The organism is Variovorax sp. FW301-JW7 (genome assembly GCF_058788795.1).
Genome location: NZ_JBYTBC010000020.1, coordinates 31,786 through 57,778 on the forward strand (window position 1 = coordinate 31,786; position 25,993 = coordinate 57,778).

Genomic DNA, 25,993 nt, shown 5'->3' on the forward strand with positions numbered 1-25,993 from the left:
GGTTGCTTTCTCTCTCGAATCTCTAGGGTAAGCCCGGAGCCTTTGGCGGCTGAGGGCGATCGATCTGCACGCCGGATGATGGAATTTTTCACCGGTTCGTGAAAACCCTGTTTGTCACAAGGTGTGGCGCGCCAAAGATGGCGGTCGCGGCCAGTCGAAACCATAACGCCAAGACGACGGCCTGGGTGTTCCGATCAGAGAACTGGATGGAGAGAGACACATGACAGACAGCAAATCGCCCCGCCGTCGCAGCCTCCTCAAAGGCGCGGCAGTGGCCGCAGGCGCCATGTCCGCGCCGATGGTCAGCATGGCCCAAACCACGTCGCTGCGTTTCCAGAGCACCTGGCCGGCGAAAGACATCTTCCACGAGTACGCCAACGACTTCGCCAAGAAGGTGAACGACATGGCCGGCGGGCGCCTGAAGATCGAGGTGCTGCCCTCGGGCGCCGTCGTGCCCGCCTTCCAGCTGCTCGAAGCGGTGAACAAGGGCACGCTCGACGGCGGCCACGGCGTGGTGGCCTACCACTACGGCAAGAACTCGGCGCTGGCGCTGTGGGGGTCGGGCCCCGGCTTCGGCATGGACGCCAACACCGTGCTGGCCTGGCACAACTACGGCGGCGGCAAGGCGCTGCTCGACGAGATCTACAAGACGCTGAACATGGAGGTGGTGTCGTACCTGTACGGCCCCATGCCCACGCAGCCGCTGGGCTGGTTCAAGAAGCCGGTGGCCAAGGTCGAGGACATGAAGGGCCTGAAGTTCCGCACCGTGGGCCTGGCCGTGGACATGTTCACCGAGATGGGTACCGCGGTGAACCCGCTGCCCGGCGGCGAGATCGTGCCCGCGCTGGACCGCGGCCTGATCGACGCGGCCGAGTTCAACAACGCCTCGAGCGACCGCGTGCTGGGCTTTCCCGACGTGGTGAAGAACTGCATGCTGCAGAGCTTCCACCAGTCGGGCGAGCAGTTCGAGGTGCTGTTCAACAAGGGCAAGTACAGCGCCATGCCGCAGGAGCTGCGTTCCATCATCGACTACGCCGTGCAGGCCGCCAGCGCCGACATGAGCTGGAAGGCGGTGCAGCGCAATTCGCAGGACTACGCCGACATGAAGAAGGCCGGCATCAAGTTCTACAAGACGCCCGACGCCGTGCTGCGCGCACAGCTCGCGGCCTGGGACAAGACGATCGAAAAGAAGGCCGGCGAGAACCCGCTCTTCAAGAAGGTGCTGGAGTCGCAGCGCGTGTTCGCCGAGCGTGCGCTGCAGTGGCAGAACGACTATGGCGTCGACTTCAAGATGGCCTACAACCACTACTTCGGGAAAAAGAAGAGCTGAGGCTTCCCGTCGGCGCGCACGCCGTTGCTGCGCGCGCCTTCCTCCCCATGCAGGGGGCAACACCGGTGGCCCGGCACGCCGGCGCCACGGTGTTCCATGAACGGGCTTCGCCCATGCTGCTGCCGCCATGACCATCCAACGCTTCCTCCACGCCGTCGACCGGTTCAGCATGCTGGTGGGCAAGACCTTCTCGTGGCTCATCGTCGCGCTGATGCTGCTGGTGTGCGGCGAGGTGTTCAAGCGCTATGCGCTGAACGCACCCACGGCCTGGATCTTCGATGCCAACAACATGCTGTACGGCACGCTGTTCATGATGGGCGGCGCCTACACGCTCTCGCAGGCCGGCCACGTGCGCGGCGATTTCTTCTACGGCAGCATGAAGCCGCGCACGCAGGCCGCGCTCGACCTCGTGCTGTTCGCCCTCTTCTTTTTGCCCGGCGTGGTGGCGCTCACCTGGTCGGGCTGGACCTACTTCGGTGAGTCGCTCGCGATGCACGAACAGACCTTCAACGCCGACCCCATTCCGGTGTACCCCTTCAAGTTCGTGATCCCGGTGGCCGGTGCGGTGCTGCTGCTACAGGGCATCGCCGAGATGGTGCGCTGCGCGCTGTGCCTGAAGACCGGCGTGTGGACGCCGCGCCTGAAGGATGCGGAAGAAATGGACGTGGTCGGCGACCAGCTCGCCGGCAGCAGCTACGTGAACGAGGCCGACAAGCGCGAGGTGATCGAGAAGGCCCACGCCATCGAACAGGCCGCGCAGCAGCGAAAGAGCGACACGGGCAACGGGGGTGCGGCATGAGCGAACCCGCACTCGGCCTGCTGATGCTGGGCCTGATCGTCTTCGTGATCATGCTCGGCTTCCCGACGGCGTTCACGCTGATGGGGCTGGGCATGTTCTTCGGCTTCATCGCCTTCTACGACCCCGCCTCGCCCTGGCTCGACAACAAGGTCTTCGACCTGATGGTGCAGCGCGCCTTCGGGGCCATGACCAACGAGACACTGCTGTCCATTCCGCTCTTCGTTCTCATGGGCTACGTGATGGAGCGCGGCGCGCTGGTCGACAAGATGTTCCACAGCGTGCAGCTCGCGTTCCGACGCGTGCCGGGCTCGCTGGCGGTGACCACGCTCATCGTGTGCACCTTCTGGGGCATCGCGAGCGGCCTGGTGGGCGCGGTGGTGGTGCTGATGGGCGTGATCGCCATGCGCCCGATGCTCAACGCGGGCTACGACACGCGCCTGGCAGCCGGCGTGATCACGGCCGGCGGCACGCTGGGCATCCTCATTCCACCCTCGGTGATGATCATCGTGTACGCGGCCGTGGCCGGGCAGTCGGTGGTCAAGCTCTATGCGGCGGCGATGTTCCCGGGCTTCTTCCTGGCGTTTCTCTATCTGATCTACGTGATCGGCTGGGCCATGCTGCAACCGAAGGTGGCGCCCAAGCTGCCGATCGACCAGCAGCGCGCGCCCATCACGTCGTGGGTGGCCCATATCGCGGCCAGCTACTCGCCACGCATGCTGCCCGCGCTCGCCGCGGCCGTGGTGTCGCCGGGGCGTGCCTTGCGCGGCGCGGTCGAGGGCGTGCGCCTCACCTGGTGGATGCTGCTGCGCGGCCTGCTGAGCGCGCTGGTGCCGCTGGCGCTGGCCGCCGTCACGCTGGGCTCGGTGTGGTGGTACGTGACCATCTACTCGCAGAAGGACAACAACGCGGCGGCCCCGGTGGCCACGCAGCAGGCGACGCAGAAGACCGGCGAGCCCGCAGCCGCCGCGCCGGCTGCTGCCGAACCGTCCGGCACCGGTCTGGCCGAGCCGCCGAGCACCGACGAACCTGCGAACAACACGGAAAGCAGCGGCCTGCAGGAGCCCCCCGGCGGCGTCGAGGAACCTCCCGGCAGCGAACCGGCCGCCGCCCCTGCCAGTGAAGACGGCCTGCAGCAGCTGGGCGACGCGGTCGAGGCACCCAAGACCGCCGCGGTGCCCGAGGCCTTCTACACCGGCTTCTGGGTGGCCTGCCTCTTCACGCTCGCGCTGCTGGGCTGGTACTACTGGCGCATGGACGCGGAGCAGTTCGAGATCCTGCGCATGCTGGTGTCGTCGGTGATGCCGCTGGCCACGCTCACGCTGGTGGTGCTGGGCGTGATCCTGTTCGGCATCACGACCGCCACCGAGTCGGCGGCGGTCGGCGCGGCCGGCGCTTTCCTGATGGCGTGGCAGGCCGGCACGCTGAACTTCAAGAAGATCAAGGAGGCGGTGTTCCTCACGCTCAAGACCACCTCGATGGTCTGCTGGCTGTTCGTGGGCTCGGCGCTGTTCTCGGCGGTGTTCGCGCTGCTGGGCGGCCAGCGCATCGTCGAGGAGTGGGTGCTGAGCATGAACCTGTCGCCGCTGCAGTTCCTGCTGCTGTCGCAGGCGATCATCTTCGTGCTGGGCTGGCCGCTGGAGTGGACCGAGATCATCGTGATCTTCGTGCCCATCTTCCTGCCGCTGCTGGCGCACTTCCAGATCGACCCGCTGCTGTTCGGCGTGCTGGTGTTCGTGAACCTGCAGGCGGCGTTCCTGTCGCCGCCGGTGGCGATGTCGGCCTTCTACCTGAAGGGGGTGTCACCGCCGCACGTGACGATCAACCAGATCTTCGCGGGGATGATGCCGTACATGCTGATCGTCATCCTGTGCATGGTGTTCATGTACATCTGGCCGGGGCTGACGCTGTGGCTGCCGCAGTACCTGTACGGTTGATCTCAGGCTGAGGCCGGGTGCCGCGCGAAACGGCGGCGCTCCAGCAGCTCGAACAGGCCCATGCCCAGCAGCATGGCGCCCACGAAGACCAGCGCCTTGACCTGGCCCGTGCCCAGCGAGACCAGCGCGGGGCCGGGGCAGAAGCCCGCGATGCCCCAGCCGACGCCGAACAGCAGGCTGCCGCCGACCAGGCGGCGGTCGATGTGGCGCAGGCTGGGCAGCGCGAGCGGCCCGCCGAGCAGCGAGGCCTTGCGACGGCCCGCGAGCAGGAAGCCGACGGTGCTCACAGCCACCGCGCCGGCCATCACGAAGGCGAGCGACGGGTCCCAGGCCCCGCCCAGGTCGAGAAAGCCCAGCACCTTGGCCGGATTGGCCATGCCGGAGACGATGAGGCCGAGCCCGAAGACAAGGCCGGCGAGCAAGGAAGCAATGGCGGTCCACATGGCAGGTCTCCCGGTTCAGAAGTTCAACAGGTGGCGCACCGCGAACACCGTGGCGAACCCCGCGGCCATGAACGCCAGCGTGGCGACCAGCGAACGCGGCGAGCGCCGCGCCAGCCCGCACACGCCGTGGCCGCTGGTGCAGCCCGCGCCGTAGCGCGTGCCCACGCCCACCAGCAGGCCGGCCAGCGCGAGCGTGCCGTAGCCCGCGTCGATCTGCGCCGCGGGCAGCACGGCGAAGAGCCCATACACGAGCGGCGCGCCGACCAGCCCGAGCACGAAGGCCGCGCGCCAGGCCACGTCGCCTTTCGCGGGACGCAGCAGGCCGCCCAGCACGCCGCTGATGCCGGCGACGCGCCCGTTGAGCAGCACGAACATCGCGGCGGCCAGGCCGATGAGCACGCCGCCGGCCAGTGCGGCCCACGGCGTGAAATGAGGCCAGTCGATGGTGGGCATCTTCAGTTCTCCTTCGGGCAGTAGAGGCGGTACAGCACCGCCAGGATCTCGAGCAGGGCCGGGTCGGCCACGCGGTAGTAGATGTTCTTGCCCTCGCGGCGGGTGTCCACCACGCCTTCGGTGCGCAGCACCGACAGCTGCTGCGACAGCGTGGGCTGGCGGATGCCCAGCGTGCTTTCAAGGTCGCTCACGCACATCTCGCCCTGCGAGAGCTGGCACAGCAGCAGCAGCCGGGCCTCGTGGGCCAGCAGCTTGAGCACGGCGACGGCCTGGCCGGCGGCGCTGCGCAGCCGTTCGGGGTCGATGGCGGGGGTCGAGGTCTTCATGGGGAAATGACAATTAGCGAAATAACATTATATTAATTCATATAATATTTGTCGCTTGATTGATTGAACGACGGCCTGATCTCCAGGCACCGCAGAAGGAGCGCCAATGACCCCGACCGCCATGCCCCCACGCGCCACCACCCAGGCCTTCTTCGATCCCGCGACGGGCACGGTGTCCTACGTGACTTGGGACCGCGCCACGAAGCGCGCCGCCGTCATCGACCCGGTGCTCGACTACGACTTCCGCTCCGGCCACACCGACACCGCCTCGGCCGACCGCCTGCTGGCGTACGTGCGCGCGCAGGCGCTGCAGGTCGACTGGGTCCTGGAGACCCACGCGCACGCCGACCACCTCTCGGGCGCGCGCCATGTGCAGTCGCAGGCCGGCGGGCGCATCGCCATCGGCGAGCACATCCGCACGGTGCAGGCCACCTTCCGCAGCCTCTACAACCTGGAGCGCGACTTCCTGCCCGACGGCAGCCAGTTCGATCACCTCTTCAAGGACGGCGAGCGCTTTCACATCGGCGAGATCGAGGCGCAGGCGCTGCGCGTGCCCGGCCACACGCCGGCCGACATGGCCTACCTCGTGGACGACGCGGTCTTCGTGGGCGACACGCTCTTCATGCCCGATCTGGGCAGCGCGCGCGCCGACTTTCCGGGCGGCGACGCGCGCGAGCTCTACCGCTCGATGCGCCGGCTGCTCGCGCTGCCGCCCGAGACCACGCTGTACGTCTGCCACGACTACCCGCCCGCCACGCGCGAGCCGCGCTGGCAGAGCACGGTGGCGCAGCAGCGCGCCCACAACATCCACGTGCGCGACGGCATCGGCGAAGACGCGTTCGTGCGCATGCGCACCGCGCGCGACGCCACGCTCGAAGTGCCGACGCTGATCCTGCCGTCCATGCAGGTCAACGTGCGCGGCGGCCGCCTGCCGCCGCCCGACGACAACGGCGTGGCCTACCTGCGCATTCCACTGAACACGCTGCCGGGCCACCGCCCGCGTGCCATGCCGGGCTGAGGGCGCTGTGAACTAGCGCCGCCGCTCCACATACGGCCGCGCCTGCAGCAGCACGATCTTGTCGCCCACGGTCGCCCACTCGATGTCCTGGTCGACCGCGTTGAAGGTGCGCTTCACCGCCGCGCCCACGTTGGCGAGCCGCACCACCAGCTCGTCGGTCAGCACGTGGCGGCCCACTTCCACGGGCACTTCCTTCACGCCGCCGTCCTTGTCAAGTTGCAGCGCCGTCTCTTCGGCCGAGCGGCTGAGCACCTGGATGGCTTTCGACCAGCTCGAGTACATCACCTGCTCCGCCACGCGCTTGCCCTCGACCACGCGGATGCCGATGCCGCGCTTGGCCGAGATGTAGGTGACGTGCGGGTGGCCCGCGTCGAAGGGGTCGCGCGTGATCATCACGCCGGCGTTGGTCGAGTCGATGGCGGTCTGCACGAACACGCCCATCAGCACCGACTCGGCACCGAAGCCCGCGGCGCTGCGCGCCTCCCAGGCCTCGGGGTTGAACACCGAGGCCCAGACTTTCTTCACCGCGAGCTCGAGCGCGTCGCCAGTCTTCACGTTGGGCACCGTCGTGTAAAGCCCCGCACCGCTGAAGCCCGGCAGGTCTTCCGAGTTGGACGAGCTGCGCACGAACACGCCGCCCCCGCCCAGCTGCGCCTGCCACGCCGCGCGCCAGGCCGCCGCGGTGGCGGGCTCGACGGGCCATTGCACGATCTCGTCGCGCAGCTGCGCCAACGCCTTCTGCCGCACCTGCGGGTCGCCCGCGAAGCCGGGCTGCTGCTGCATGCGCGCAATGCGCTCGGCCAGCCCGTTCGATCGCATGAAGCGGTCGTAGTGCGCGAACGGAATGCAGAAGCCGTCGGGCACGGTGGTCGAGGGAATGCGCGCGGCCAGCACGGCGCCGAGGTTGGCCGCCTTCGAGCCGCATTGCACGCTGTGGCGCGCACGCAGCGAGGCCAAGGGCAGCAGGCGCGTTTCGCGCAGGTCGGGCTTCGCGGCCTTGCTGCCGGGCAGCGCGCCGGTGGCGGCGGCACGCACGGCGCGCGGCGGCAGCGCGGCGATTTCTTCCGGCGTGAGGCGACGCAGCTGGTAGCCCGAGGCCGCCACCTTCAGCGCCACCCACTGGCCCGCCTGCGCCTTCAGCACCGTGGCGGCATCGCGCACGTAGGCGTTCGGAATGCCCCAGCCCTTGGCCAGCAGGTTGACGTGCGACAGCGCCGTGGACGGCCGCTCTGTGAGCACGCCGGCCACCGGCGGCAGGTTGATCGGCACCTCGCGCAGCACGGCGATGTCGTCGGGCAGCAGCGCGTTCAGGCCCGAGGCGTCGTTCACGATGCGCACGCGGCCGGTGGCGGTGCCCAGGTTCATCGGCAGGAAGGGCTGCTCGCGGATCAGCGCCTCCTGGCTCACGAAGTCGATGCCGGCCTCCTTCGCGATGCGCTCGTGCAGCGTCGAGTTGGTCTTGAACTTCACCGGTGCGAAGAAGCTGGCCTTCACCTGTGCCTCGGCCTCGCGCAGCAGCGGCACCGTGAGCCGGTCGCCTTCCCAGAACTCGTAGGTGAAGGTGCCGATGTTCTGCTGCCAGCTCAGCGTGCCGAACAGGAAGCGGCGGTCGGGCACGAGGTAGTTGCGGTCGATCTCGCGCTTGACCGTGTTCGGCGTGAGCCGCGTGTCGCGCAAAAAGCGCACATGCAGCTGGAAGCGCGGCGTGTCGATGTAGTGCATGCGCGCCGGCTTCGCCTGCCGGTCGATCGCGAACAGCACATGGGCCAGCTGCATCGGCGTGCCGGCGTCGTAGACGCGCGCCAGCGTGTCGAAATCGCCCTGGCTGCGCAGTGCCGGCAGCGAGGCGGGCACGGTGGGGCGCGGCACGAGCTGCGCGGCGGGCCCTTCGGGCTGTGGCTGGTTCTGCTGCTGGTAGTACGACGGCTTGCGCGCGAGCTGCGCACCGGCCGGCGCGACGGCCATCGCGCACAGCGCCAGGACCGGCAGCCACGCCAGTGCCGTGCCGTCCTTTTTCTTCTGCCTGTTGGAATCGTTCTTCATGGGGCTCCTCCTTCATTGCCGACAAGCGCGGATTCTCGCTGGCGGTCCGCCCCATTTTTCGCGCGTCAGACGCGCTACGTCGCCTGCGTCGACTGGCCGCATTGCGCGCAGAACTTCGCGCCGGGCGCCATCGCCGTGCCGCACTGCCGGCAGGCCGCGGGCAGCATCGACGTGCCGCATTGCTGGCAGAAGCGCGCACCGGCCGTGTTCACCGCGCGGCAGGCCGGGCAGGCGCTGCCGCCGGGTGGCGGCGGCGGTGCGTCGCGGCCGTACCCATGGCCACCTTGCGAACCATGGTGCCCGCCACCACCGCCGTGGCGCGCGCCGCCATGTCCACCGAAGAGTCGTTCCAGCATGCCCATGTGTTTCTCCCTTGCGTCGTGCAACAGGCCGGTGGCAACGTCGCCGATGGCGATGAATTCCCGCGGGCCTGACTGCAGTGGATTCCCTGAAGCAGCTTCAGGGTCAAGCGCCCCCCGGCAAAGACCCTCGCAGGCCGCGGTGCTTCACGGCCATGCCCGCGCGCGAAGCGCCGCCATCGCCCCGCCGCTACAGTCGGCCGCAAGGAGCGTCTTTCACATGCAACCATTCGATTTCGACCTCTTCGTCATTGGCGGCGGCAGCGGCGGCGTGCGCGCCGCGCGCATGGCGGCGCAGACCGGTGCGCGCGTCGCGCTGGCCGAGGCCGCCGAGCTCGGCGGCACCTGCGTCAACGTGGGCTGCATCCCGAAGAAGCTCTACAGCTATGCGGCCGGCTATGCCGAGTCGTTCGAGGAAGCCGAAGGCTACGGCTGGAAGCTGCCCGCGGCGCCGCAGTTCGACTGGGCCCACCTCAAGGCGCAGCGCGCCAAGGAGATCAGCCGGCTCAACGGCATCTACGGCTCGCTGCTGAAGAACTCGGGCGTCACGCTCGTCACCGGCTGGGCCCAGCTGGTCGATGCGCACACGGTGGAAATCGAAGGCAGGCGCCACACCGCGCGCCACCTGCTGGTGGCCACCGGCGGCACGCCCTTCGTGCCCGACATTCCAGGCCGCGAACACATCGTGACCTCCGACGCGATGTTCGACCTCGACCCGTTCCCCAAGCGCCTGCTGGTGGTGGGCGGCGGCTACATCGCCTGCGAGTTCGCGTCGATCTTCAACGGCCTGGGTTCCAAGGTGACGCAGCTGCACCGCCGCGCCCACCTGCTCACCGGCTTCGACGACGACGTGCGCCAGTTCCTCGCGAACGAGATGGGCAAGGCCGGCGTCGACGTGCGGCTGAACTGCGAAGCCTCGTCGATCGCACGCGGGCCCGACGGCCTCGTGGTCACGCTCGCGCGCGGCCAGCAGATCGAGGCCGACACCGTGCTCTTCGCCACCGGCCGCGTGCCCAACACGCAGGGCCTCGGCCTCGAGGCCGCGGGCGTGAAGCTCGACGACAAGGGCGCCATCGCGGTCGATGCGCATTACCGCACCTCGGTGCCGTCGATCTACGCGGTGGGCGACGTGTCGACCCGCGTGCAGCTCACGCCCGTGGCACTGGCCGAGGCGATGGTCGTGGTCGATGCGCTGTTCGGCAAGGGCAAGCGCGGCATGGACTACGAGTTCATTCCCACCGCCGTCTTCACCCACCCCAACATCGGCACCTGCGGCTACAGCGAGATCGACGCGCGCGCGAAGTTCGGCGAAGTGACCGTGTTCTCCAGCGAATTCAAGTCCCTGCGCCACACCCTCTCGGGCCGCAGCGAGCGCACCTTCATGAAGCTCGTGGTCGACAAGAAAAGCGACCGCGTTGTCGGCCTGCACATGGTGGGCGCGGACGCGGGCGAGGTGGTGCAGGGCTTCGCGGTGGCGATGCGCGCGGGCGCGACGAAGGCGCTGTTCGACAGCACCATCGGCATCCATCCGACGGCTGCCGAAGAGTTCGTGACGATGCGCGAGCCGATGCCCGGCTAGACGCCGGCCTGGGGCTGCTTGCCTTCGAGCAGCTTCACCATCACGAACAACACCCGGTTCGCCGGCGTCGGCACGCCCAGGGCCTCGCCGCGCCGCACGACCAGCCCGTTGAGGTGGTCGATCTCGCTGCGCTTGCCGCGTGCGAGGTCTTGCGCGGTCGACGAGTACTGCGAGGGCATCGACTGCGCGATGCCGCGCACCGCCGCGTCGACATCGCCCGGAATCACCACGCCCTCGGCCTTCGCCACCGCGAGGCATTCGGCGACCACGTCGCGGATCACGTCGGTCACGCCCGTGCCCTGCACGAGCTCGCCGTAGGGCAGCTGCGACACGGCCGACAGCGCGTTGTAGGCGCAGTTGAGCACCAGCTTGGCCCACAGCGCGCCGCGCACGTTGTCGGAAATCTGCGTGGGCACGCCGGCGGCGATCAGTGCCTGCGCGACCTCGTCGCTGCGGCGCGAGGGTGCGATCACCAGCTCGCCGCGACCATGATGCTTCACATGGCCCGGCCCCGCCATCTCGGTCGCCACGTAGACCACGGCGGCGGCCACGTCGTGCGACGGCAGCGCCGCGCGCACGCGCGCGTCGTTGTCGACGCCGTTCTGCAGCGTGAGCACCAGCGCGCCGGGCACGAGGTGCGGCCCGATCTGCGCGGCGGCCGATTCGGTGTCGGTGGACTTCACGCAGAACAGCACCAGGTCGGCGCCCTGCACGGCACCCGCTTCGGTGCTGGCCTCGAGGCGCACCTGTTCATCGAAGGCCTGGGTCTCCAGCCGCAAGCCGTTCGCACGCACCGCCTCCACATGCGAAGGCCGGCCGATCAGCACGACTTCGTGGCCTGCGCGCGCCAGCATGGCGCCGTAGTAACAGCCGACCGCGCCGGCACCCATGACTGCGACTTTCATCGATTCGATTCCTTGGTTGTTCCGTGGCCAGAGCGTAGCGAAGACGGCCGTTTCATGCCTCGGTCTCCACACCGCGCGACTTCTGCCCTTCGTCCATGATCCACTCGCGAAACGCCGCGAAGGCCGGCAGGTCGAGGCGGTCGGGCCGGTAGCACAGGTAGTGGCCCTGGTCCACGCGCACCGGCGTGCCGCAGGGGCTCAGCAGCGCGCCTTCGGCCAGTTCTTCCTGCACCAGCAGCCTGGGCACGAGGCCGATGCCCAGCCCGTTGAGCGCCGCCTGGATCAGCGCCGAGTACTGCGCGAAGCGCGGGCCGGCCACGGTCTGCACCTCGGGCACGCCGTGCTGCGCGGCCCACTGGCGCCAGGCGGTGGGCGCGCCCTCGTGGTGCAGCAAGGTGTGGCCGACGATGTCGATGGGCTGCACGATGCGGTGGCGCCCCTCGACCAGCGCGCGCGCCACGATCAGCACGAACTCGCGCCCCGCGATGTATTCGGACACCACGCCGGGCCAGCCATCAGGGCCGTAGCGGATGGCCGCATCGACGCCGGCCGGGATGCCGTCGCTGGGCTCCAGATGGCGGCTGAAGCTCAGCATCACGTGACGGCTTTTCTGGCTGAAGGCCGGCAGGCGCGGAATGAGCCATTTGGTGAGGAAGGTGGGCACGCTGGCCAGCGTGAGCAGGCCGGCGCCGGCATCGCCCGAGCGCGCCTCGAAGGTCGCGGTCTCGATGGCGCGCAGGCCGCCCGAGATCTTCTGCCAGTACACGCGCCCCTGCGGCGTGAGCTGCACGCCGCGGCCGTTCTTCTGCAGCAGCTCGCGGCCCAGGAAAGCCTCGAGCCCCGCGATCTGCTTGCTGACGGCGCTCACAGTGATGCACAGGGCACCGGCCGCGAGCGTGATGCTCTGCTGGCGCGCCACGGCGTCGAAGGCCAGCAGTTCCTGGATGGTGGGGCAGTCGCGTTTCATGCCTGGCTCCGGTTGATGAAAGTCGTGTGAAAAACACTTGCCGATTGCTCAAGTGTCGTCATCCAACTTTCACCCATAAGTGTGCATCTGCTTCCTAGAATTCGCTGGAACGCGGCAATCCGCCGTGGGCAAAAAGTAGAGCATCCGGAAAGTATGCCGGGTGCGCAAGACCTTCGGAGACACCCCCTTGATTCGCGGCATCTCGCTCGTCTACGGCCTGTACCTGCTGCTGCCCATCGCCCTGCTGGCGATCGGCAGCTTCGGCGGCAACTGGACCAACACGCTGCTGCCCACGGGCGTCACCGGGCAGTGGTATGTCGACCTGTGGCTGGACACCTCGTTCCGCAAGGCCTTCGTGAGCAGCCTCGTGGTGGCGATGGCGGCCTGCGCGATCAACACGGTGCTGGCGCTGCCACTGGCCTATGCGCTGTACCACGGCGCCCGGCGCGGCAGCAGCATCGCGGCGCGCATCGTGAGCGCCACGCCGGTCGCGGTGCCGACCATCACGCTGGCCTTCGGCTACATGATCGTGTTCAACACCGACCTCGCACCGTGGCTGGGCTCGATGCCGCTGCTGATCGCGGCGCACGCGATCCTCACACTGCCCTACCTCACCAACACGCTGCTGACCGACCTGCGCCACCTGGACCTCGGGCGGCTCGAGCAGGCCGCGGCCACGCTCGGCGCCTCGGGCTGGCAGCAGTTCACCGGCATCGTGCTGCCCAGCCTGCGCCAGAGCCTGATCAGCGGGCTGGTGATGGTGGCGGCCATCTCGGTGGGCGAGTTCGGGCTGTCGAACCTGCTCACGAGCTTCCAGAACCGCACCTACCCGGTGGTGCTGCTGCAGGCCTTCTACGGCGCGACGGGCTTTGCCTGCGCGGCGACCGTCATCCTTCTCGTGCTGGCGAGCGCGTCGGCCCTTCTTTCTTCCTCTTTGGTGAAGCAGCGCGCATGAGCCTCTTACTCGACAACGTCAGCTACAACTACCCCGGCAGCGCGCACGGCCTGCACGACGTGTCGCTCGACGTGCGCACGGGCGAGCTCGTCGCGGTGATCGGGCCCAGCGGTTCGGGCAAGTCGACGCTGCTCAAGCTGGTGGCGGGGCTGGAGACCGGCCACACGGGCCGCATCGTGCTCGGCGGCGACGACATGTCGCGCACACCGGTGCACCAACGCCACATCGGCATGGTGTTCCAGAGCTATGCGCTCTTTCCGCACCTGAGCGTGCTGGACAACGTGGCCTACGGGCTCAAGCTGCGCAAGGTGGACACGGCCCCACGCCGCCAGCGCGCGCAGGAACTGCTCGACATCGTGGGGCTGGGCGACCACGCGCAGCGCGCCGTGGCGCAGCTCTCCGGCGGGCAGCAGCAGCGCGTGGCACTGGCCCGTGCGCTCGCCATCGACCCGCGTGCGCTGCTGCTCGACGAACCGCTGTCGGCCCTCGACGCCAGCGTGCGCGGCCATCTGCGCGACCAGATCCGCTCGATCCAGCAGCGCTTCAACGCGACCACGCTGCTGGTCACGCACGACCAGGAAGAAGCGCTGGTGATGGCCGACCGCGTGGCCATGCTGAAAGACGGCCGGCTGCTGCAGATCGCCACGCCGCGCGAGATCTACGAGCACCCTGCCAGCCGCGCAGTGGCCGAGTTCGTCGGGCTCTCGACCATCCTGCCCGCCAAGGTGGCCTCGCCGGGCCGGCTCGACATGGGCTTTGCCGAGCTCTTCGCCGAGACCGGCAGCCGGCCCTTCGGCACGCCGGTGCATGTGCTGGTGCGGCCCGAACACATCCGGCCCGACCCGGCGCCCGACAGCGTCAACCGCCTGGCCGGCCGCACCGGCGCGCAGCGCTACCTGGGCGCGCTCACGCGCTACGACTTCGACGTGGCGGGCGCGGGCAAGCCCTTCCTCGCCGAGTCCGCCGCGCCGGCGGCCCAAGCGATCGCCATCGCCCCCGAACACCTTCGCCTGCTCGACCACTGACCTTTCCTCTCAAGGAGCCACCATGCAACGCAGACATCTGATCCAGGCCGCCGGCGCACTGCCCGTGCTGTCATTGGCCCGCACCGCCTTTGCCTTCGACGGCCCCGAGCTCTACGCGGGTGAAAAGGCGCTGTACGCCGAGGCGCAGAAGGAAGGCCTGTGCGTCTCCTTCGACACCGGCCCCGAATGGGCCAACTGGAAGTCGCTGTTCCGCGACTTCAAGAAGCGCTACCCCGAGATCGAGCTGACCTACAACGACATCGGCTCGGCCGCCACCGTGGTCGCGCTCGAAAAAACCAAGCGCCGCCCGCAGGCCGACACCGCCTACTACTTCGCCGCCTCCGCCGTCGACGCCGCGAAGAAGGACGTGGTCGCGCCCTTCAAGCCCGTCAACTTCGACAAGCTGCCCGCCGTGTTCCGCGAGGCCGAGGGCCGCTGGTTCACCATCCACACGCTCAACATCGCGTTCCTCGTGAACAAGAAGCTGGTGAAGAACGTGCCCACGGGCTGGGCCGACCTGCTCAAGCCCGAGTTCAAGAGCACGGTGGTCTACCTCGACCCGCGCTCCACCGGCATCGGCCAGGTGCTGACCTTCGCGGCGGCCTACGCCAACGGCGGCAGCGTCGACAACGTGCAGCCCGGCACCGACTACCTGGGCAAGCTGCATGCGGCCGGCAACGTGCTGCGCGTGGAAGGCACCACGCCGTATGCCAAGTTCCTCAAGGGCGAGATCCCGGTGTGGATCAGCTACGAGAACGACGGCCTCAAGGCCAAGCATGTCGACGGCATGGGCGATGCGGTCGAGGTCGTGATCCCGAAGGAAGCCAGCGTGGCCGCACCGTACGCCATCAGCCTGGTGAAGAACGGCCCGAACCCGAACGCCGGCAAGCTGTGGCTCAACTTCATCATGAGCGAGGCCGGCCAGTCGCTGTTCGCGCAGGGCTTCGTGCGGCCCGCCGTGCCGGGCACGCCGCTCTCGGCCGATGTCGCGGCCAAGATGCCGGCCGCGCCGCAGATCAAGCCGCTCGACGTGGTGAAGGCCTCGGAGCGCAAGGCCGAGGTCGACAAGCTCTGGGCGCAGGCCGCGCTGGGCAAGTAAGAGGCCGTGATGCGACGCTTTGGCGCCTGGCCCGCCTGGGCCTTCATGGCGCTCTTCTTCGCGGTGCCGCTGGCGGCGCTGCTGCCCGAGGCCTTCGGCGAGGGCGGCAGTGCCTTCGGGCGGCTGTTCGGCAACCCGCTGTTCCTGGGCGCACTGCGCAACACGCTGGGCCTGGGCCTGGCGGCGGGCGCGATCTCGGCGCTGGTGGGCACCTGCATCGCCATCGAACTGGCGCGCCAGCCCGAAGGCCGGCGCCAATGGATGATGACGCTGCTGGGCCTGCCGCTCGCGTTCTCGGGGCTGGTGATCGCCTACGGCTTCATCCTCGCCTTCGGCCGCGCGGGCTTCGTGACGCAGCTGCTCGCGGGGCTGGGCGCCGACCCGGCCGTGATCGGCAGCTGGATCTACAGCGTGTCGGGCCTGGGTTTGGCCTATGCCTACTACCTGATCCCGCGCGTGGCGCTGTCGCTGTACCCCGTGTTCGCCAACCTCGACCTGCGCCCGGCGCAGGCGGCGCGCACGCTGGGTGCGTCGAAGGCGCGCGCCTTCCGGGACACGGTGCTGCCCGAGGTGCTGCCCTCGGTGCTGTCGAACGCCTGCATGGTGGCCGCGATTGCCATGGGCACCTACGGCACGGCGCTGGCGCTGGTGGGCACGCAGCTGAACATCCTGCCGCTGATGCTGCTCGCGCAGGTGGGCGACGGCGGTTCTGATTTCGCGGTGGCGGCGGCCCTGTCGCTGGTGCTGATGGTGGTGTGTGTGGTCGTGATGGGAGTGGGCGATGTCTTTACACGAAGGCGCGAGCGCGGTGCTGTCGGCGCCGGTCACTGAGGCGCTGACGCGCCTGGCGCAACGGCAGTGGGGGCCGCAGCGCCACCGCCAGCCGGTGGCGATGCTCGGCCCGGGCGACGGCGGCCCGGCCGAATGCGAGGCCGCCTACGCGGTGGCGCATGCGCTGGCCGGCGCGGGCATGACGGTGGTCTGCGGCGGGCGCGGCGGCGTGATGGCCGCGGCCTCGCGCGGCGCGGTGGAGGCCGGCGGCATCGCCGTGGGCATCCTGCCCGAGGACGACGACCGCCATGCCAACGAATGGCTCAGCGTGGCCATTCCCACCGGCATGGGCGAGATGCGCAACGGCATCATCGCGCGCAGCGGCGTGTGCCTGGTCGCCATCGGCGGCAACATGGGCACGCTGTCGGAGATGGCCATGGGCCTGAAATGGGGCAAGCCGGTGTTCGTGATGCACGGCGACGTCGCCCTGCCCGGCGCGGTGCAGGCCACGGACGTGGACGACATGCTGGCCAAGGTGCTGGCCTGCCTCTTGGACTGACCGACTGGCCTCCCCGCCGACACGGGCGCATTGCACAATGACGGCATGCCCTACATGCCCACCTTTGTCGCTCCCGCCCGCTTCACCGACGCCGCCGAGGCGCTCGACCAGGTCAAAGCCATCTACCAGGGCGGCCTGGCCCACCTGCGCGAATCGATGCTGCGCTTCGTCGCCGGCGAGGCGCTGCCGGGCCGGGTGCGGGCCTGCTACCCGTTCGTGCGGGTGCACACGCACACCGTCTCGCGCCACACGCCGCCGGCCAACGCCGGCCTGAGCTACGGCTTCGTGGCCGGCCCGGGCCGCTACGAGACCACGCTGACGCGGCCCGACCTGTTCTCGCGCTACTACCTCGACCAGTTCCGCCTGCTGCTGGAAAACCACCAGGTCGAGATCGAGGTGGGCACCAGCACGCAGCCCATTCCGATCCACTTCTCGTTCGCCGAGAACGACCACATCGAAGGCACCATGAGCGCCGAGCGCCGCGCCCTCATGCGCGACGTGTTCGACCTGCCCGACCTGGGCGCCATGGACGACGGCATTGCCAACGGCACCTTCGAGGCGCTGCCCGGCGAGCCGCAGCCGCTGTCGCTGTTCACGGCGGCGCGCGTCGACTATTCGCTGCACCGCCTGCGCCACTACACGGGCACGGCGCCCGAGTGGTTCCAGAACTTCGTGCTGTTCACCAACTACCAGTTCTACATCGACGAGTTCGTGCGCCTGGGCCACGAGGCCATGGCCGACGAGAACAGCGAGTACATCGCCTTCATCGAGCCCGGCAACGTGATCACGCGCCGGCGCGGGCTGGCCGCGGGCCACAGCGACACCTTCGCCCACCTGCTGGACGGCAGCCAGGGCACCGCGCCGCCGCGCCTGCCGCAGATGCCGGCCTACCACCTCGTGCGCGAGGACTACAGCGGCATCACCATGACCAACATCGGCGTCGGCCCGGCCAACGCCAAGACCATCACCGACCACATCGCCGTGCTGCGCCCGCACGCCTGGATGATGCTGGGCCACTGCGCGGGCCTGCGCAACACGCAGCAGCTGGGCGACTACGTGCTGGCCCACGCCTACGTGCGCGAGGACCACGTGCTCGACGAGGAGCTGCCGCTGTGGGTGCCGATTCCGGCGCTGTCGGAAATCCAGCTGGCACTCGAACAGGCGGTGGCCGACGTCACGAAGTGCGAAGGCCCCGACCTGAAGAAGATCATGCGCACCGGCACCGTGGCCAGCACCGACAACCGCAACTGGGAACTGCTGCCCGGCAACCAGCCGCAGCGCCGCTTCAGCCAGAGCCGCGCCGTGGCGCTGGACATGGAAAGCGCCACCATCGCGGCCAACGGTTTCCGCTTCCGGGTGCCCTACGGCACGCTGCTGTGCGTGAGCGACAAGCCGCTGCACGGCGAGATCAAGCTGCCCGGCATGGCCAACCACTTCTACCGCGAGCGCGTGGAGCAGCACCTGCGCATCGGCATGCGCGCCATCGAGATCCTGCGCGAGGAAGGCACGACCCGGCTGCACAGCCGCAAGCTGCGAAGCTTCGCGGAAGTGGCTTTCCAGTAGGCTCCGACGCGTTTCGTTTGCTTTTCCTTTGCTTTCCCCTCAGGGTTTCTCCCTGTGAGGGCGAGGGTGTGATGGCCATGTTTCGCGGACATCATTGGCTGTCACGTACACAACTGGAAACACGATGCGCCCGTCTTCGCTGCCTGCCGCCGCCCTTCCCCTGTCCCGCCGCCGTTTCGGCACCTGGCTGGCAGCCTCGGCCGCTGCCGCCGGTGCGGGCCAGGCCGCGCTGTGGGCCGGCAACGCCCGCGCGGCCGACGCGCCGCTGAGCAGCAAGCTGCGCATCGTCATTCCCGCGAACGAAGGCGGCGGCTGGGACCAGACCGGCCGCGCCCTCGGCGCCGCCCTGCTGGCCTCGGGCGCCGTGGGCAACGTCACCTACGAGAACATCGGCGGCAAGGGCGGCACCATCGGGCTGGCCAAGTACGTCGAGAAGTACGACGCCGACCCCGAGGCGCTGCTGGTCAGCGGCATGGTGATGGTCGGCGCGGTGGCGCTGCAAAAGCCCGCCGTCACGCTGGCGCACGTGTCGCCCGTGGCGCGCCTCACCAGCGACTACGAGGTGGTCGCCGTCAAGGCCGACTCGCCCATCAAGACCCCCAAGGACCTCATTGCCCAACTGCGCGCCGATGCCGCCAACACGGTCATCGCGGGCGGCTCGGCCGGCGGCGTGGACCACATGTTCGCCGGCATGCTGGCGCGCGTGGCCGGCGCCTCGGCGTCGCTGAACTACCAGCCGCACCCGGGCGGCGCGCAGGTGGTCGAAGCGCTCGACACGGGCAAGGCGGCGGTCGGCATCTCGGGCTACAGCGAGTTCGCCGAGAACATCGCGAACGGCAAGCTGCGCGCCATCGGCGTGTCGTCCAAGCACCCGTTCCAGGGCATTTCGTCGGTGCGCCAGCAGGGCGTGGACGCCGACCTGGCCAACTGGCGCGGCGTGATGACCGGCAAGAAGGTGCCGCCCTACCGCCGCGGCCAGCTGCTCGACGCCGTGCAGCGCGCCACCACGCACGACCTCTGGCAGAAGACCATCAAGCGCAACAACTGGGACCCGTACTGGATGGCGGGCAAGGACTTCGAGAGCTTTCTCGAACTCGACATTGCGATGGCCGGGCCGCTGATCTATCTGCTCAAGCTGAAAGCCTGAAACAGGCTCACCCCCAGGCTTCGCGCACTTCGTGTCGCTGCGCCAACCCCCTTCCGGGGGCGACGCCTGCGGCCCGGCAAAGCCGGTTCCGCGTCGTCCCTGGCCTCTTGGGCCGCGCCAGCACGAAGCCATGTGGCGAATCAACCGTACGCGTTCAAGCGAAGAGCTCCGGCATCTCGCGCTGCGCCTTCGGCGTCAGCGTGAGCGCACGCCCGTCGAGTTCCTGCCGCACCCAGCCGCGCCGCAGCGACAGCTGCAGCCACGCGGCCCCGAGCGCGCCGCCCAGGTGCGGGCGGCGTTCGCTCCAGTCGAGGCAGGCGCAGGCGAAGCGGCGGCGCGAGCGGCGCACGGCGTCGACCTCGACGCCCAGGCTCTCCAGCGCGATGGCGCCGTCGGGCGTGAGTTCGTACGAGCCGCTCGCAAGGCCGCTGAGCCAGCCCTGCGCATGCAGCCGGTCGTGCAGCGCGACGCCCGCGGTGCCGGCCATGTGGTCGTAACAGGTGCGGGCGCTGCGCAGTCGGCTCGGCGTGTTGGACTGGAAGGCGGTGGCCGAGGGGCGCGGCGCGCCGGCCACGACCATGAGGCTTTCGAGCGCGGCGGCCACGTCGTCGCTGGCCAGGCGGAAGTAGCGGTGCTTGCCTTGCACGAGCACCTCGACCAGCCGCTCTTCTTTCAGGCGCGCGAGGTGCGCGCTCGCGGTCGAGGCCGCCACCTCTGCCACGGTGGCGAGCTCGGTCGCCGTGCGGGCGTGGCCGTCCATCAGGCAGTTCAGCATGCGGGCGCGCGCCGGCTCGGCGATGGCGCCGGCGAGGCGGGCGAGCTGGAAGTCGGAAGCAGTGGTGTCGTCCATGCGGGCATCCTAAAGCGGCGGCGCATCCCACACTTCGTTCGCGACCGAAGTGTGCCGGCGCCTGCGAACGCACACTGCGCGCCATGACTACCGCCACGCTCACTCATCCCGCCGACCCGGTCGCCGCCGCCACGCATGCCGACCCGTACCCGTACTACGCCACGTTGCGCGACGGCCCGCCGCTCGCGTGGCACGCCGGCTTGCGCGTGTGGGTCGCGAGTCGCGCCGATGTGGTCATGCAGGTGCTGCAGGCCCACGGCGCGCTGCGCGTGCGCCCCGCCGCCGAGCCCGTGCCGCGCGCGATCGTGGGCAGCCCGGCGGGCGAGGTGTTCGGCCACCTCGTGCGCATGAACGACGGCCCCGCGCACCAGGCGCATCGGCCGGCACTGCAGCGCGCGCTGGCCGGGCTCGACCCGCATGCGGCGCATGCCGCCGCGCTCGACGTCGCGCGGCAGCTGCCTGCGCAGGCGCCGCTGTCAGACGCGCTGTTCTCGCTGCCCGTGCGGGCGATGGCGCACCTGCTGGGTTTCGACGACGCGGCGTTACCGCAGGTGGACCGCTGGATGCGCGATTTCGTCGCCTGCCTTTCGCCGCTGTCGAACGCCGACCAGCTGCAGGCGGCGAGCGTGGCGGCCGGCGAACTGATGAACCGCTTCGAAGCCCTGAGCACGAACGCCTCGCCACGCGACGGCACGCTGCTGGCGGCGGTGCTGGCCGAAAGCGCCGCGAGCGCACCGCTCTCGCGCGCGCTGCTGGCGAACCTCGTGGGCCTGCTCTCGCAGACCTGCGATGCCACGGCGGGCCTGCTGGGCAACAGCCTCATTGCGCTGGCGCGCGAGCCCGCGCTGCGCCCGCTGGCACGCACGCGCGACGGGCTGCTCGCCATCGTCGAGGAGACGTCGCGCCACGATCCGTCGGTGCAGAACACGCGCCGCTTCGCGATCGAGCCCGTCGCGATCGCCGGCACCTCGCTGGCGGCGGGCGATGCGGTGCTGGTGCTGCTGGCCTCGGCGCACCGCGATCCGGCGTTCAATCCCGAGCCCGACCGCTTCATGCCCGTCCGCGCCCAGCGCCGCGTGCTTGGCTTCGGCCATGGCATGCATGCGTGCCCTGGGCAGGCGCTGGCCTGCACGCTGGCAGCTGCTGGCCTTGAAGCGCTGTTGCGCCAACGAAGTGCACCCGATCTCGATGCGCTCAGTTGGCACTACCGCCCGTCAGTCAACGGGCGCATTCCCGTCTTCGACTGAGTCAGTGCGCGGCCCAGCGCCCCGTGCCCGCCAGGTGCGGCGACAACGCAGCCTCGCCCCAACGCAGCGGCAGCGCGGCCGACCGGCGCAGCGCGCGCGTGACATGAAAGCGCATCAGCCGCTCAGCGCCCTCGAACGCCGCCACCTCGGGCCCCTCCGTGACGATCTCCGCCGTGGCGCTCAGGTGCAGCAACTCACCGGTGTCGAAGTCGACGAACAGCAGGCCCGCGCGCGGGTGCGCCTGCAGGTTGCCCAGCGTGTTGAAGAAGCGGTTGCCGTTGAAGTCGGGCACCGTGAGCACGCCGCCCGCGTCGACGCGCACGAAGCCCGGCCGTCCGCCGCGGTGCGACACATCGACGCCGTGCGAGCGCGCATCGGCCGCGTCGCCCGCCGCCACCGCGTCGGGATACGCTGTGGCGATGAACAGCGTGTCGGCCGCGCCGATGAGCCGTTCGGCCGCGAGGTCGAGCGTGTCGAGCCACTGCACGGCGGGCTCGTTGGCGGGCGGCGCGGCGAACACCGGCTCGCGCGCCTGGATGTAGCGCGGGCAGTTGCCGAAGCTCTGCTGCACCTCGACCATGAAGCCCGCCGCGTCGAGCGCCTCGACCGTGCCGTTCATGCGGTTGCGCCGCCGCGTGTGCGGCTGGATGCCCAGCAGCCCCAGCGTGGCGCCGGGCGCGAGCTGGCCCGCGAGCGGGTCGCCGGCGCCCGGCAGTGCGTCGATGCGCAGGTGCGTCGCGTCGGGCGAGTGCGCGAAGCCGGCCGGTGCCGCGAGCATGCTGGCCCACGGCTGCAGGTCGGCATCGAGGCTGCCGACCACGAGGAACGGCAGCAGCGCGAAGAACTCGCGGTGCTGGTCGGGCATGTAGTCGCGGATCACGCGCGGGCCCATGGCCTCCATCTGCTCGCGCGCGCCCACCAGCGACTGCAGCGCGCGCTCGCCGGCATGGAAGGGCGCGGCGATCATGACGCCACCGCCAGGCCTACTGACGAACGCACCATCGGCACGAACCCCGGCAAGGCTTCCACGCGCGCCAGCCAGGCGCGCAGCTGCGGGTAGGCGTCGAGAGACACGCTGCCCTCGGGCGCATGCGCCACGTAGGCGTAGTTCGCGATGTCCGCCAGCGTGGCCGACGGGCCCGCGAGGAAGGGCTGCTCGGACAGGCAGGTCTCCATCACCGCGAGCAGCGCGTGCGAGCGCTTGACGGTCTCGGTGCGGTCGGCGTCCACGCCGAACAGCACCATGATGCGCGCCGCCGCCGGGCCGTAGGCCAGCGGGCCGGCCGCCACCGAGAACCAGCGCTGCACGCGCGCCGCGCCCACCGGGTCGCGCGGCATCCAGCGCGCCGGGTCGGGGGCGTAGCGTTCGTTGAGGTACACGAGGATGGCGTTGGAATCGGCCAGCGTGACCTCGCCGTCCTCGATCACCGGCACCTGGCCGAAGGGGTTGCGCGCCAGGAACTCCGGCGTGCGGTGCTCGCGCTGACGCAGGTTGAGCTCGACGATCTCGAAGGGCAGGCCCAGCACCGAGAGGAAGAAGCGCACGCGGTGCACGTGGCCCGAGATGGCGCTGCCGAAGAGCTGGATCGGCTGGGCGGGCTGGCGGGTGTTGGTGCTGTTCTCGGTCATGAAGAGTCCTTCGGTTGGGTATGGCCTCGATTCTTCTCTCTTCCACCAAATGAATGAATAGCCTTTTCCGGATTTGACTGCTGCGTTTTCCGGTTTAATCGCGCCATGGATCGCTTCAAAGCCATGCAGACCTTCGTGCAGATTGCCGACCAGGGCAGCCTGACCCGCGCCGCCGAGACGCTCGGCAGTTCGCTGCCCGCCGTGGTGCGCGCGCTCGCCGCGCTCGAGGCGCACCTGGGCGTGCGCCTGTTTCACCGCACCACGCGGCGCCTGTCGCTCACCGAGGAGGGTCGCCACTACCTGCCGAGCGCGCGCGAGGTGCTGCTCGCGGCCGACGCCGCCGACCAGGCGCTGAAGGCGGAGGCGCGCGAGCCCGCGGGGCAGCTGGTCATCACCGCGCCGGTGCTGTTCGGCCACATGTACGTGGCGCCGGCCATCGTGCGCTTCATGCAGCGCCACGAGAAGGTGCGCTGCAGCGTGCAGCTGCACGACCGCACCGTGAACCTGCTCGAAGAGGGCATCGACGTCGGCATCCGCATCAGCCCGCTCGAAGACTCGTCGCTGGTGGCGCAGACGCTGGGCACCATCCGCCGCGTGGTGGCGGCCAGCCCCGCCTTCCTGGCGCAGCACGGCGTGCCGCGCCATCCGCGCGACCTGGCGGGCGCGCCCTGCGTGCGCGGGCGCATCGATGCACCGCCGCAATGGGCGTTCCGCGATGGCGGCAAGACCGTGCACGTGACGCCCGAGAACCGCCTGGAGTTCAACCACCTCGCGCCCGCCATCGAGGCCTGCGCCGCGGGCATGGGCTTCGGCACCTTCTTCTCCTACCAGGTGCTGCCGCACGTGGCGCAGGGTCGGCTGCAGCTGGTGCTCGAAGACTACGAGCCCGCGCCCCGGCCCGTGAGCGTGATCTACCCGAACGCGCGGCTGCTGCCGGCGCGCACGCGGGCCTTCATCGACTGGATGAAAACCGAGTTCAGCGGCTTGCGCATGTAGCTGCTGCGCCAATCGGCCGGCTGCGTCAGAATGGCCGCGTGCCATCCCACACCACCCCCTCCCCGCCTTCCTCTTCGTCCTCTTCCCCGTTGTTCCAGGTCCGTGGGCTGCGCAAGCGCTACGGCGAGACCACGGTCGTCGACGACCTCTCGTTCGAGATCGCGCCCGGCGAGTGCCTGGGCGTGATCGGGCCGAACGGCGCGGGCAAGACCACCACCATCCGCATGTGCCTGGGCCTCACCGCGCCCGACGGCGGCAGCATCGACGCGCTGGGCCTGCAGATGCCGCGGGACGCGCTGGCCATCAAGGCGCAGCTGGGCGTGGTGTCGCAGTTCGACACCCTCGACCCCGACTTCAGCTGCGCCGAGAACCTCGTGGTGTACGGCCGTTATTTCGGCTTCAGCAAGGCGCATGTGCGTGCGCGCGTGCCGCAGCTGCTGGAGTTCGCGGCGCTCTCGCACAAGGCCGACGCCAAGCCCGGTGAGTTGTCGGGCGGCATGCGCCGGCGCCTGTCGCTGGCGCGTGCGCTGGTGAACGACCCCAAATTGCTGCTGCTCGACGAGCCCACGACCGGGCTTGACCCGCAGGCGCGGCACCTGATGTGGGAGCGGTTGCAGGTGCTGCTGCAGCAGGGCAAGTCGATCCTGTTGACGACGCACTTCATGGACGAGGCCGAGCGCCTGTGTTCGCGGCTGCTGGTGCTCGATCACGGCCGCAAGATCGCCGAGGGCCGTCCGCGCGATCTGATCGCCGAGCATCTGGAGCCTGATGTGGTCGAGGTGTATGGCAATGGGGCGCTGTCGCTGGCGGGGTCGGCCGAGCTGCAGGCGCTGGCTGCGCGCGTGGAGGTGAGTGGCGAAACCGTGTTCTTCTATACGCAGGATGCGCGCCGTCTGCTCGATGCGCTGACGCAGCATGGCGGGCTGCGCACCTTTCATCGGCCGGCCAATCTGGAAGATCTTTTCCTCAAGCTCACCGGTCGGCAGATTCGCCAGGATGGCTAGGCCTTCTTTCTATGAACACAACCACTGCTTCTTCTGCTGCTGTTTCTCCCGAGGCACCTGTGCCGCCTTCACCCTCCGTGTGGCGCGCGCCTGAACTGTCGATGCGATGGTGGCCGGTGTTTTTGCGCAACCTGCTGGTGTGGCGCAAGCTGGCGCTGCCGAGCCTGATCGGGAACATCGCGGAGCCGCTGATCTGGCTCGTGGCGTTTGGCTACGGCATGGGCGCACTCGTCGGGCAGGTGACGGTGGATGGCACGCAGGTGCCGTACATCCTGTTTCTGGCGAGTGGATCGATCTGCATGAGCGCGATGAATGCGGCGAGCTTCGAGGCGCTGTATTCGGCGTTTTCTCGGATGCATGTGCAGAAGACTTGGGACGGGATCATGAATGCGCCGGTGGGGCTGGATGACATCGTGCTGGCGGAGATGTTGTGGGCGGCGTTCAAGTCGATTTTTACTGTGACTGCGATCTTGTTTGTGATGCTTGGACTTGGGATCAGTCACAGCCCTAAGTTGATCGTGGCCTGGATGGTGTTGATTGGGTGTGGGATCACGTTTTCTTCTGTGGCGTTGATCTTCAATGCGTTGGCTAAGGGGTATGACTTTTTTACCTATTACTTCACGCTGTTCATGACGCCGATGATGTTTTTGAGTGGGGTGTTTTTTCCTTTGGAGCAATTGCCTTCTGTGGTGCGTTCTGTGGCTGCCTGGTTGCCTTTGACGAATGCTGTTGCTTTGGTGCGGCCGCTGTTTATGGATCGGTGGCCTGAGGGGTGGTGGGTGCATGCGGGTGTGTTGGCTTTGTATGCGGTCGTTGCTTTTTGGATTGCGTTGGCTTTGACTCGGAAACGGTTTCGGGGGTGACTTCTGGTTAGTGGGTCTGGTTTGCTTTCCGAGGCCGGGTCTCGCCCCGGCGGGCGACCTACTTTTCTTTGCTTCGCCAAAGAAACGTAGGCAAAAGAAAGGCGACCCTACTGTCTGCGTCCCTCCGCT

26 protein-coding genes are annotated in these 25,993 nt (G+C 69.1%); 16 read left to right on the forward strand and 10 right to left on the reverse strand.

The features are described 5' to 3' along the window. Positions 1 to 220: 220 nt before the first annotated feature. The 3 genes from AC3WQM_RS30460 to AC3WQM_RS30470 all read left to right on the forward strand — a co-directional run bounded on the left by AC3WQM_RS30460 (position 221) and on the right by AC3WQM_RS30470 (position 4,063). A complete protein-coding gene (locus AC3WQM_RS30460) occupies positions 221 to 1,330 on the forward strand; it encodes a TRAP transporter substrate-binding protein (RefSeq protein ID WP_489061077.1) in 1,110 nt (369 codons plus the stop codon). 127 nt (positions 1,331 to 1,457) lie between these two features. Next, entirely contained in the window at positions 1,458 to 2,129 is a 672-nt protein-coding gene (locus AC3WQM_RS30465) for a TRAP transporter small permease subunit (RefSeq protein ID WP_492683652.1), read from the forward strand. Then, complete coding sequence (locus AC3WQM_RS30470; protein ID WP_492683653.1) at positions 2,126 to 4,063, forward strand: TRAP transporter large permease; 1,938 nt, start codon at positions 2,126 to 2,128, stop codon at positions 4,061 to 4,063. Before AC3WQM_RS30465 ends, AC3WQM_RS30470 begins: the two co-directional genes overlap by 4 nt. A 2-nt stretch (positions 4,064 to 4,065) precedes the next feature. Here AC3WQM_RS30470 and AC3WQM_RS30475 read toward each other — a convergent pair whose 3' ends face one another. Genes AC3WQM_RS30475 through AC3WQM_RS30485 form a run of 3 tightly spaced genes read right to left on the reverse strand, consistent with a single transcriptional unit; the run spans position 4,066 to position 5,285 of the window. Beyond that, positions 4,066 to 4,506, reverse strand: coding sequence for a DUF6691 family protein (locus tag AC3WQM_RS30475; protein ID WP_492683654.1), 441 nt, complete (start codon positions 4,504 to 4,506; stop codon positions 4,066 to 4,068). A gap of 15 nt (positions 4,507 to 4,521) precedes the next feature. Continuing rightward, positions 4,522 to 4,959 (reverse strand): YeeE/YedE family protein, encoded by a 438-nt coding sequence (locus tag AC3WQM_RS30480; protein WP_489061081.1) that lies wholly within the window; start codon positions 4,957 to 4,959, stop codon positions 4,522 to 4,524. A gap of 2 nt (positions 4,960 to 4,961) precedes the next feature. After that, entirely contained in the window at positions 4,962 to 5,285 is a 324-nt protein-coding gene (locus tag AC3WQM_RS30485; RefSeq protein ID WP_492683655.1) for an ArsR/SmtB family transcription factor, read from the reverse strand. 106 nt (positions 5,286 to 5,391) lie between these two features. Between AC3WQM_RS30485 and AC3WQM_RS30490 the strand changes: the two genes are divergently transcribed. Further along, positions 5,392 to 6,303 (forward strand): MBL fold metallo-hydrolase, encoded by a 912-nt coding sequence (locus AC3WQM_RS30490; RefSeq protein WP_492683656.1) that lies wholly within the window; start codon positions 5,392 to 5,394, stop codon positions 6,301 to 6,303. A gap of 12 nt (positions 6,304 to 6,315) precedes the next feature. Here AC3WQM_RS30490 and AC3WQM_RS30495 read toward each other — a convergent pair whose 3' ends face one another. Further along, positions 6,316 to 8,346: a PEP/pyruvate-binding domain-containing protein gene (locus AC3WQM_RS30495; RefSeq protein WP_492683657.1), complete on the reverse strand. Its 2,031-nt coding sequence runs from the start codon at positions 8,344 to 8,346 to the stop codon at positions 6,316 to 6,318. 74 nt (positions 8,347 to 8,420) lie between these two features. Next, positions 8,421 to 8,702 (reverse strand): double zinc ribbon domain-containing protein, encoded by a 282-nt coding sequence (locus tag AC3WQM_RS30500; RefSeq protein WP_492683658.1) that lies wholly within the window; start codon positions 8,700 to 8,702, stop codon positions 8,421 to 8,423. Between the two features lie 223 nt (positions 8,703 to 8,925). On the opposite strand from AC3WQM_RS30500, the gene gorA reads away from it, so the two are divergent. Further along, on the forward strand, positions 8,926 to 10,284 hold the full coding sequence (gene gorA, locus AC3WQM_RS30505; protein WP_492683659.1) for a glutathione-disulfide reductase: 1,359 nt from the start codon (positions 8,926 to 8,928) through the stop codon (positions 10,282 to 10,284). Here gorA and AC3WQM_RS30510 read toward each other — a convergent pair. Together AC3WQM_RS30510 and AC3WQM_RS30515 are read right to left on the reverse strand one after the other, a co-directional pair. Then, on the reverse strand, positions 10,281 to 11,189 hold the full coding sequence (locus AC3WQM_RS30510; protein ID WP_492683660.1) for a ketopantoate reductase family protein: 909 nt from the start codon (positions 11,187 to 11,189) through the stop codon (positions 10,281 to 10,283). The genes gorA and AC3WQM_RS30510 overlap by 4 nt on opposite strands. A 52-nt stretch (positions 11,190 to 11,241) precedes the next feature. After that, complete coding sequence (locus AC3WQM_RS30515) at positions 11,242 to 12,156, reverse strand: LysR substrate-binding domain-containing protein (protein WP_492683661.1); 915 nt, start codon at positions 12,154 to 12,156, stop codon at positions 11,242 to 11,244. A 187-nt stretch (positions 12,157 to 12,343) separates the two neighbouring features. Between AC3WQM_RS30515 and AC3WQM_RS30520 the strand changes: the two genes are divergently transcribed. The 7 genes from AC3WQM_RS30520 to AC3WQM_RS30550 all read left to right on the forward strand — a co-directional run bounded on the left by AC3WQM_RS30520 (position 12,344) and on the right by AC3WQM_RS30550 (position 19,275). Then, positions 12,344 to 13,111, forward strand: a complete 768-nt coding sequence (locus tag AC3WQM_RS30520) for an ABC transporter permease (RefSeq protein WP_070061918.1) — start codon at positions 12,344 to 12,346, stop codon at positions 13,109 to 13,111. Then, entirely contained in the window at positions 13,108 to 14,136 is a 1,029-nt protein-coding gene (locus AC3WQM_RS30525; RefSeq protein ID WP_492683662.1) for an ABC transporter ATP-binding protein, read from the forward strand. Before AC3WQM_RS30520 ends, AC3WQM_RS30525 begins: the two co-directional genes overlap by 4 nt. 22 nt (positions 14,137 to 14,158) lie before the next feature. Beyond that, on the forward strand, positions 14,159 to 15,235 hold the full coding sequence (locus tag AC3WQM_RS30530; RefSeq protein ID WP_062481407.1) for an extracellular solute-binding protein: 1,077 nt from the start codon (positions 14,159 to 14,161) through the stop codon (positions 15,233 to 15,235). Between the two features lie 9 nt (positions 15,236 to 15,244). Next, positions 15,245 to 16,066: an ABC transporter permease gene (locus AC3WQM_RS30535; RefSeq protein WP_062481405.1), complete on the forward strand. Its 822-nt coding sequence runs from the start codon at positions 15,245 to 15,247 to the stop codon at positions 16,064 to 16,066. Beyond that, the gene (locus tag AC3WQM_RS30540; RefSeq protein ID WP_492683663.1) at positions 16,017 to 16,565 is read left to right on the forward strand and encodes a TIGR00725 family protein; all 549 of its coding nucleotides are present in this window, start codon (positions 16,017 to 16,019) and stop codon (positions 16,563 to 16,565) included. Before AC3WQM_RS30535 ends, AC3WQM_RS30540 begins: the two co-directional genes overlap by 50 nt. A 45-nt stretch (positions 16,566 to 16,610) precedes the next feature. Beyond that, positions 16,611 to 18,128 carry an AMP nucleosidase gene (locus AC3WQM_RS30545; protein WP_489061101.1) on the forward strand — a complete coding sequence of 506 codons (1,518 nt, stop codon included), beginning with the start codon at positions 16,611 to 16,613 and terminating at the stop codon, positions 18,126 to 18,128. A gap of 124 nt (positions 18,129 to 18,252) precedes the next feature. Beyond that, positions 18,253 to 19,275, forward strand: a complete 1,023-nt coding sequence (locus AC3WQM_RS30550; RefSeq protein WP_492683664.1) for a Bug family tripartite tricarboxylate transporter substrate binding protein — start codon at positions 18,253 to 18,255, stop codon at positions 19,273 to 19,275. A 154-nt stretch (positions 19,276 to 19,429) separates the two neighbouring features. Here the strand turns inward: AC3WQM_RS30550 and AC3WQM_RS30555 are convergent, their stop codons facing one another. Continuing rightward, positions 19,430 to 20,125: an ArsR/SmtB family transcription factor gene (locus tag AC3WQM_RS30555; protein ID WP_492683665.1), complete on the reverse strand. Its 696-nt coding sequence runs from the start codon at positions 20,123 to 20,125 to the stop codon at positions 19,430 to 19,432. A gap of 83 nt (positions 20,126 to 20,208) precedes the next feature. Between AC3WQM_RS30555 and AC3WQM_RS30560 the strand changes: the two genes are divergently transcribed. Then, on the forward strand, positions 20,209 to 21,372 hold the full coding sequence (locus AC3WQM_RS30560) for a cytochrome P450 (RefSeq protein WP_492683666.1): 1,164 nt from the start codon (positions 20,209 to 20,211) through the stop codon (positions 21,370 to 21,372). A 1-nt stretch (position 21,373) separates the two neighbouring features. On the opposite strand, the gene AC3WQM_RS30565 is transcribed toward AC3WQM_RS30560, so the two are convergent. After that, positions 21,374 to 22,339 (reverse strand): flavin-nucleotide-binding protein, encoded by a 966-nt coding sequence (locus tag AC3WQM_RS30565; protein WP_492683667.1) that lies wholly within the window; start codon positions 22,337 to 22,339, stop codon positions 21,374 to 21,376. Beyond that, positions 22,336 to 23,001 carry a glutathione S-transferase family protein gene (locus AC3WQM_RS30570; protein WP_492683668.1) on the reverse strand — a complete coding sequence of 222 codons (666 nt, stop codon included), beginning with the start codon at positions 22,999 to 23,001 and terminating at the stop codon, positions 22,336 to 22,338. Before AC3WQM_RS30570 ends, AC3WQM_RS30565 begins: the two co-directional genes overlap by 4 nt. Before the next feature lie 105 nt (positions 23,002 to 23,106). On the opposite strand from AC3WQM_RS30570, the gene AC3WQM_RS30575 reads away from it, so the two are divergent. Genes AC3WQM_RS30575 through AC3WQM_RS30585 form a run of 3 tightly spaced genes read left to right on the forward strand, consistent with a single transcriptional unit; the run spans position 23,107 to position 25,864 of the window. Further along, positions 23,107 to 23,997: a LysR family transcriptional regulator gene (locus AC3WQM_RS30575; RefSeq protein WP_492683669.1), complete on the forward strand. Its 891-nt coding sequence runs from the start codon at positions 23,107 to 23,109 to the stop codon at positions 23,995 to 23,997. A gap of 38 nt (positions 23,998 to 24,035) precedes the next feature. Beyond that, a complete protein-coding gene (locus tag AC3WQM_RS30580) occupies positions 24,036 to 25,001 on the forward strand; it encodes an ATP-binding cassette domain-containing protein (RefSeq protein ID WP_492683670.1) in 966 nt (321 codons plus the stop codon). Positions 25,002 to 25,012: 11 nt separating this feature from the next. Beyond that, positions 25,013 to 25,864: an ABC transporter permease gene (locus tag AC3WQM_RS30585; protein WP_354347339.1), complete on the forward strand. Its 852-nt coding sequence runs from the start codon at positions 25,013 to 25,015 to the stop codon at positions 25,862 to 25,864. Positions 25,865 to 25,993: the final 129 nt, after the last annotated feature.

What these genes read in the sequence shown, in the direction of transcription:
- AC3WQM_RS30575 (WP_492683669.1), top strand. Translation starts at nt 23,107, where the DNA reads ATGGATCGCTTCAAAGCCATGCAGACCTTCGTGCAGATTGCCGACCAG.
- AC3WQM_RS30490 (WP_492683656.1), top strand. Translation starts at nt 5,392, where the DNA reads ATGACCCCGACCGCCATGCCCCCACGCGCCACCACCCAGGCCTTCTTC.
- AC3WQM_RS30550 (WP_492683664.1), top strand. Translation starts at nt 18,253, where the DNA reads ATGCGCCCGTCTTCGCTGCCTGCCGCCGCCCTTCCCCTGTCCCGCCGC.
- gorA (WP_492683659.1), top strand. Translation starts at nt 8,926, where the DNA reads ATGCAACCATTCGATTTCGACCTCTTCGTCATTGGCGGCGGCAGCGGC.
- AC3WQM_RS30585 (WP_354347339.1), top strand. Translation starts at nt 25,013, where the DNA reads ATGAACACAACCACTGCTTCTTCTGCTGCTGTTTCTCCCGAGGCACCT.
- AC3WQM_RS30510 (WP_492683660.1), bottom strand. Translation starts at nt 11,189, where the DNA reads ATGAAAGTCGCAGTCATGGGTGCCGGCGCGGTCGGCTGTTACTACGGC.
- AC3WQM_RS30540 (WP_492683663.1), top strand. Translation starts at nt 16,017, where the DNA reads ATGTCTTTACACGAAGGCGCGAGCGCGGTGCTGTCGGCGCCGGTCACT.
- AC3WQM_RS30535 (WP_062481405.1), top strand. Translation starts at nt 15,245, where the DNA reads ATGCGACGCTTTGGCGCCTGGCCCGCCTGGGCCTTCATGGCGCTCTTC.
- AC3WQM_RS30485 (WP_492683655.1), bottom strand. Translation starts at nt 5,285, where the DNA reads ATGAAGACCTCGACCCCCGCCATCGACCCCGAACGGCTGCGCAGCGCC.
- AC3WQM_RS30480 (WP_489061081.1), bottom strand. Translation starts at nt 4,959, where the DNA reads ATGCCCACCATCGACTGGCCTCATTTCACGCCGTGGGCCGCACTGGCC.
- AC3WQM_RS30570 (WP_492683668.1), bottom strand. Translation starts at nt 23,001, where the DNA reads ATGACCGAGAACAGCACCAACACCCGCCAGCCCGCCCAGCCGATCCAG.
- AC3WQM_RS30460 (WP_489061077.1), top strand. Translation starts at nt 221, where the DNA reads ATGACAGACAGCAAATCGCCCCGCCGTCGCAGCCTCCTCAAAGGCGCG.
- AC3WQM_RS30500 (WP_492683658.1), bottom strand. Translation starts at nt 8,702, where the DNA reads ATGCTGGAACGACTCTTCGGTGGACATGGCGGCGCGCGCCACGGCGGT.
- AC3WQM_RS30515 (WP_492683661.1), bottom strand. Translation starts at nt 12,156, where the DNA reads ATGAAACGCGACTGCCCCACCATCCAGGAACTGCTGGCCTTCGACGCC.
- AC3WQM_RS30470 (WP_492683653.1), top strand. Translation starts at nt 2,126, where the DNA reads ATGAGCGAACCCGCACTCGGCCTGCTGATGCTGGGCCTGATCGTCTTC.
- AC3WQM_RS30560 (WP_492683666.1), top strand. Translation starts at nt 20,209, where the DNA reads ATGACTACCGCCACGCTCACTCATCCCGCCGACCCGGTCGCCGCCGCC.
- AC3WQM_RS30475 (WP_492683654.1), bottom strand. Translation starts at nt 4,506, where the DNA reads ATGTGGACCGCCATTGCTTCCTTGCTCGCCGGCCTTGTCTTCGGGCTC.
- AC3WQM_RS30530 (WP_062481407.1), top strand. Translation starts at nt 14,159, where the DNA reads ATGCAACGCAGACATCTGATCCAGGCCGCCGGCGCACTGCCCGTGCTG.
- AC3WQM_RS30495 (WP_492683657.1), bottom strand. Translation starts at nt 8,346, where the DNA reads ATGAAGAACGATTCCAACAGGCAGAAGAAAAAGGACGGCACGGCACTG.
- AC3WQM_RS30565 (WP_492683667.1), bottom strand. Translation starts at nt 22,339, where the DNA reads ATGATCGCCGCGCCCTTCCATGCCGGCGAGCGCGCGCTGCAGTCGCTG.
- AC3WQM_RS30555 (WP_492683665.1), bottom strand. Translation starts at nt 20,125, where the DNA reads ATGGACGACACCACTGCTTCCGACTTCCAGCTCGCCCGCCTCGCCGGC.
- AC3WQM_RS30465 (WP_492683652.1), top strand. Translation starts at nt 1,458, where the DNA reads ATGACCATCCAACGCTTCCTCCACGCCGTCGACCGGTTCAGCATGCTG.
- AC3WQM_RS30525 (WP_492683662.1), top strand. Translation starts at nt 13,108, where the DNA reads ATGAGCCTCTTACTCGACAACGTCAGCTACAACTACCCCGGCAGCGCG.
- AC3WQM_RS30545 (WP_489061101.1), top strand. Translation starts at nt 16,611, where the DNA reads ATGCCCTACATGCCCACCTTTGTCGCTCCCGCCCGCTTCACCGACGCC.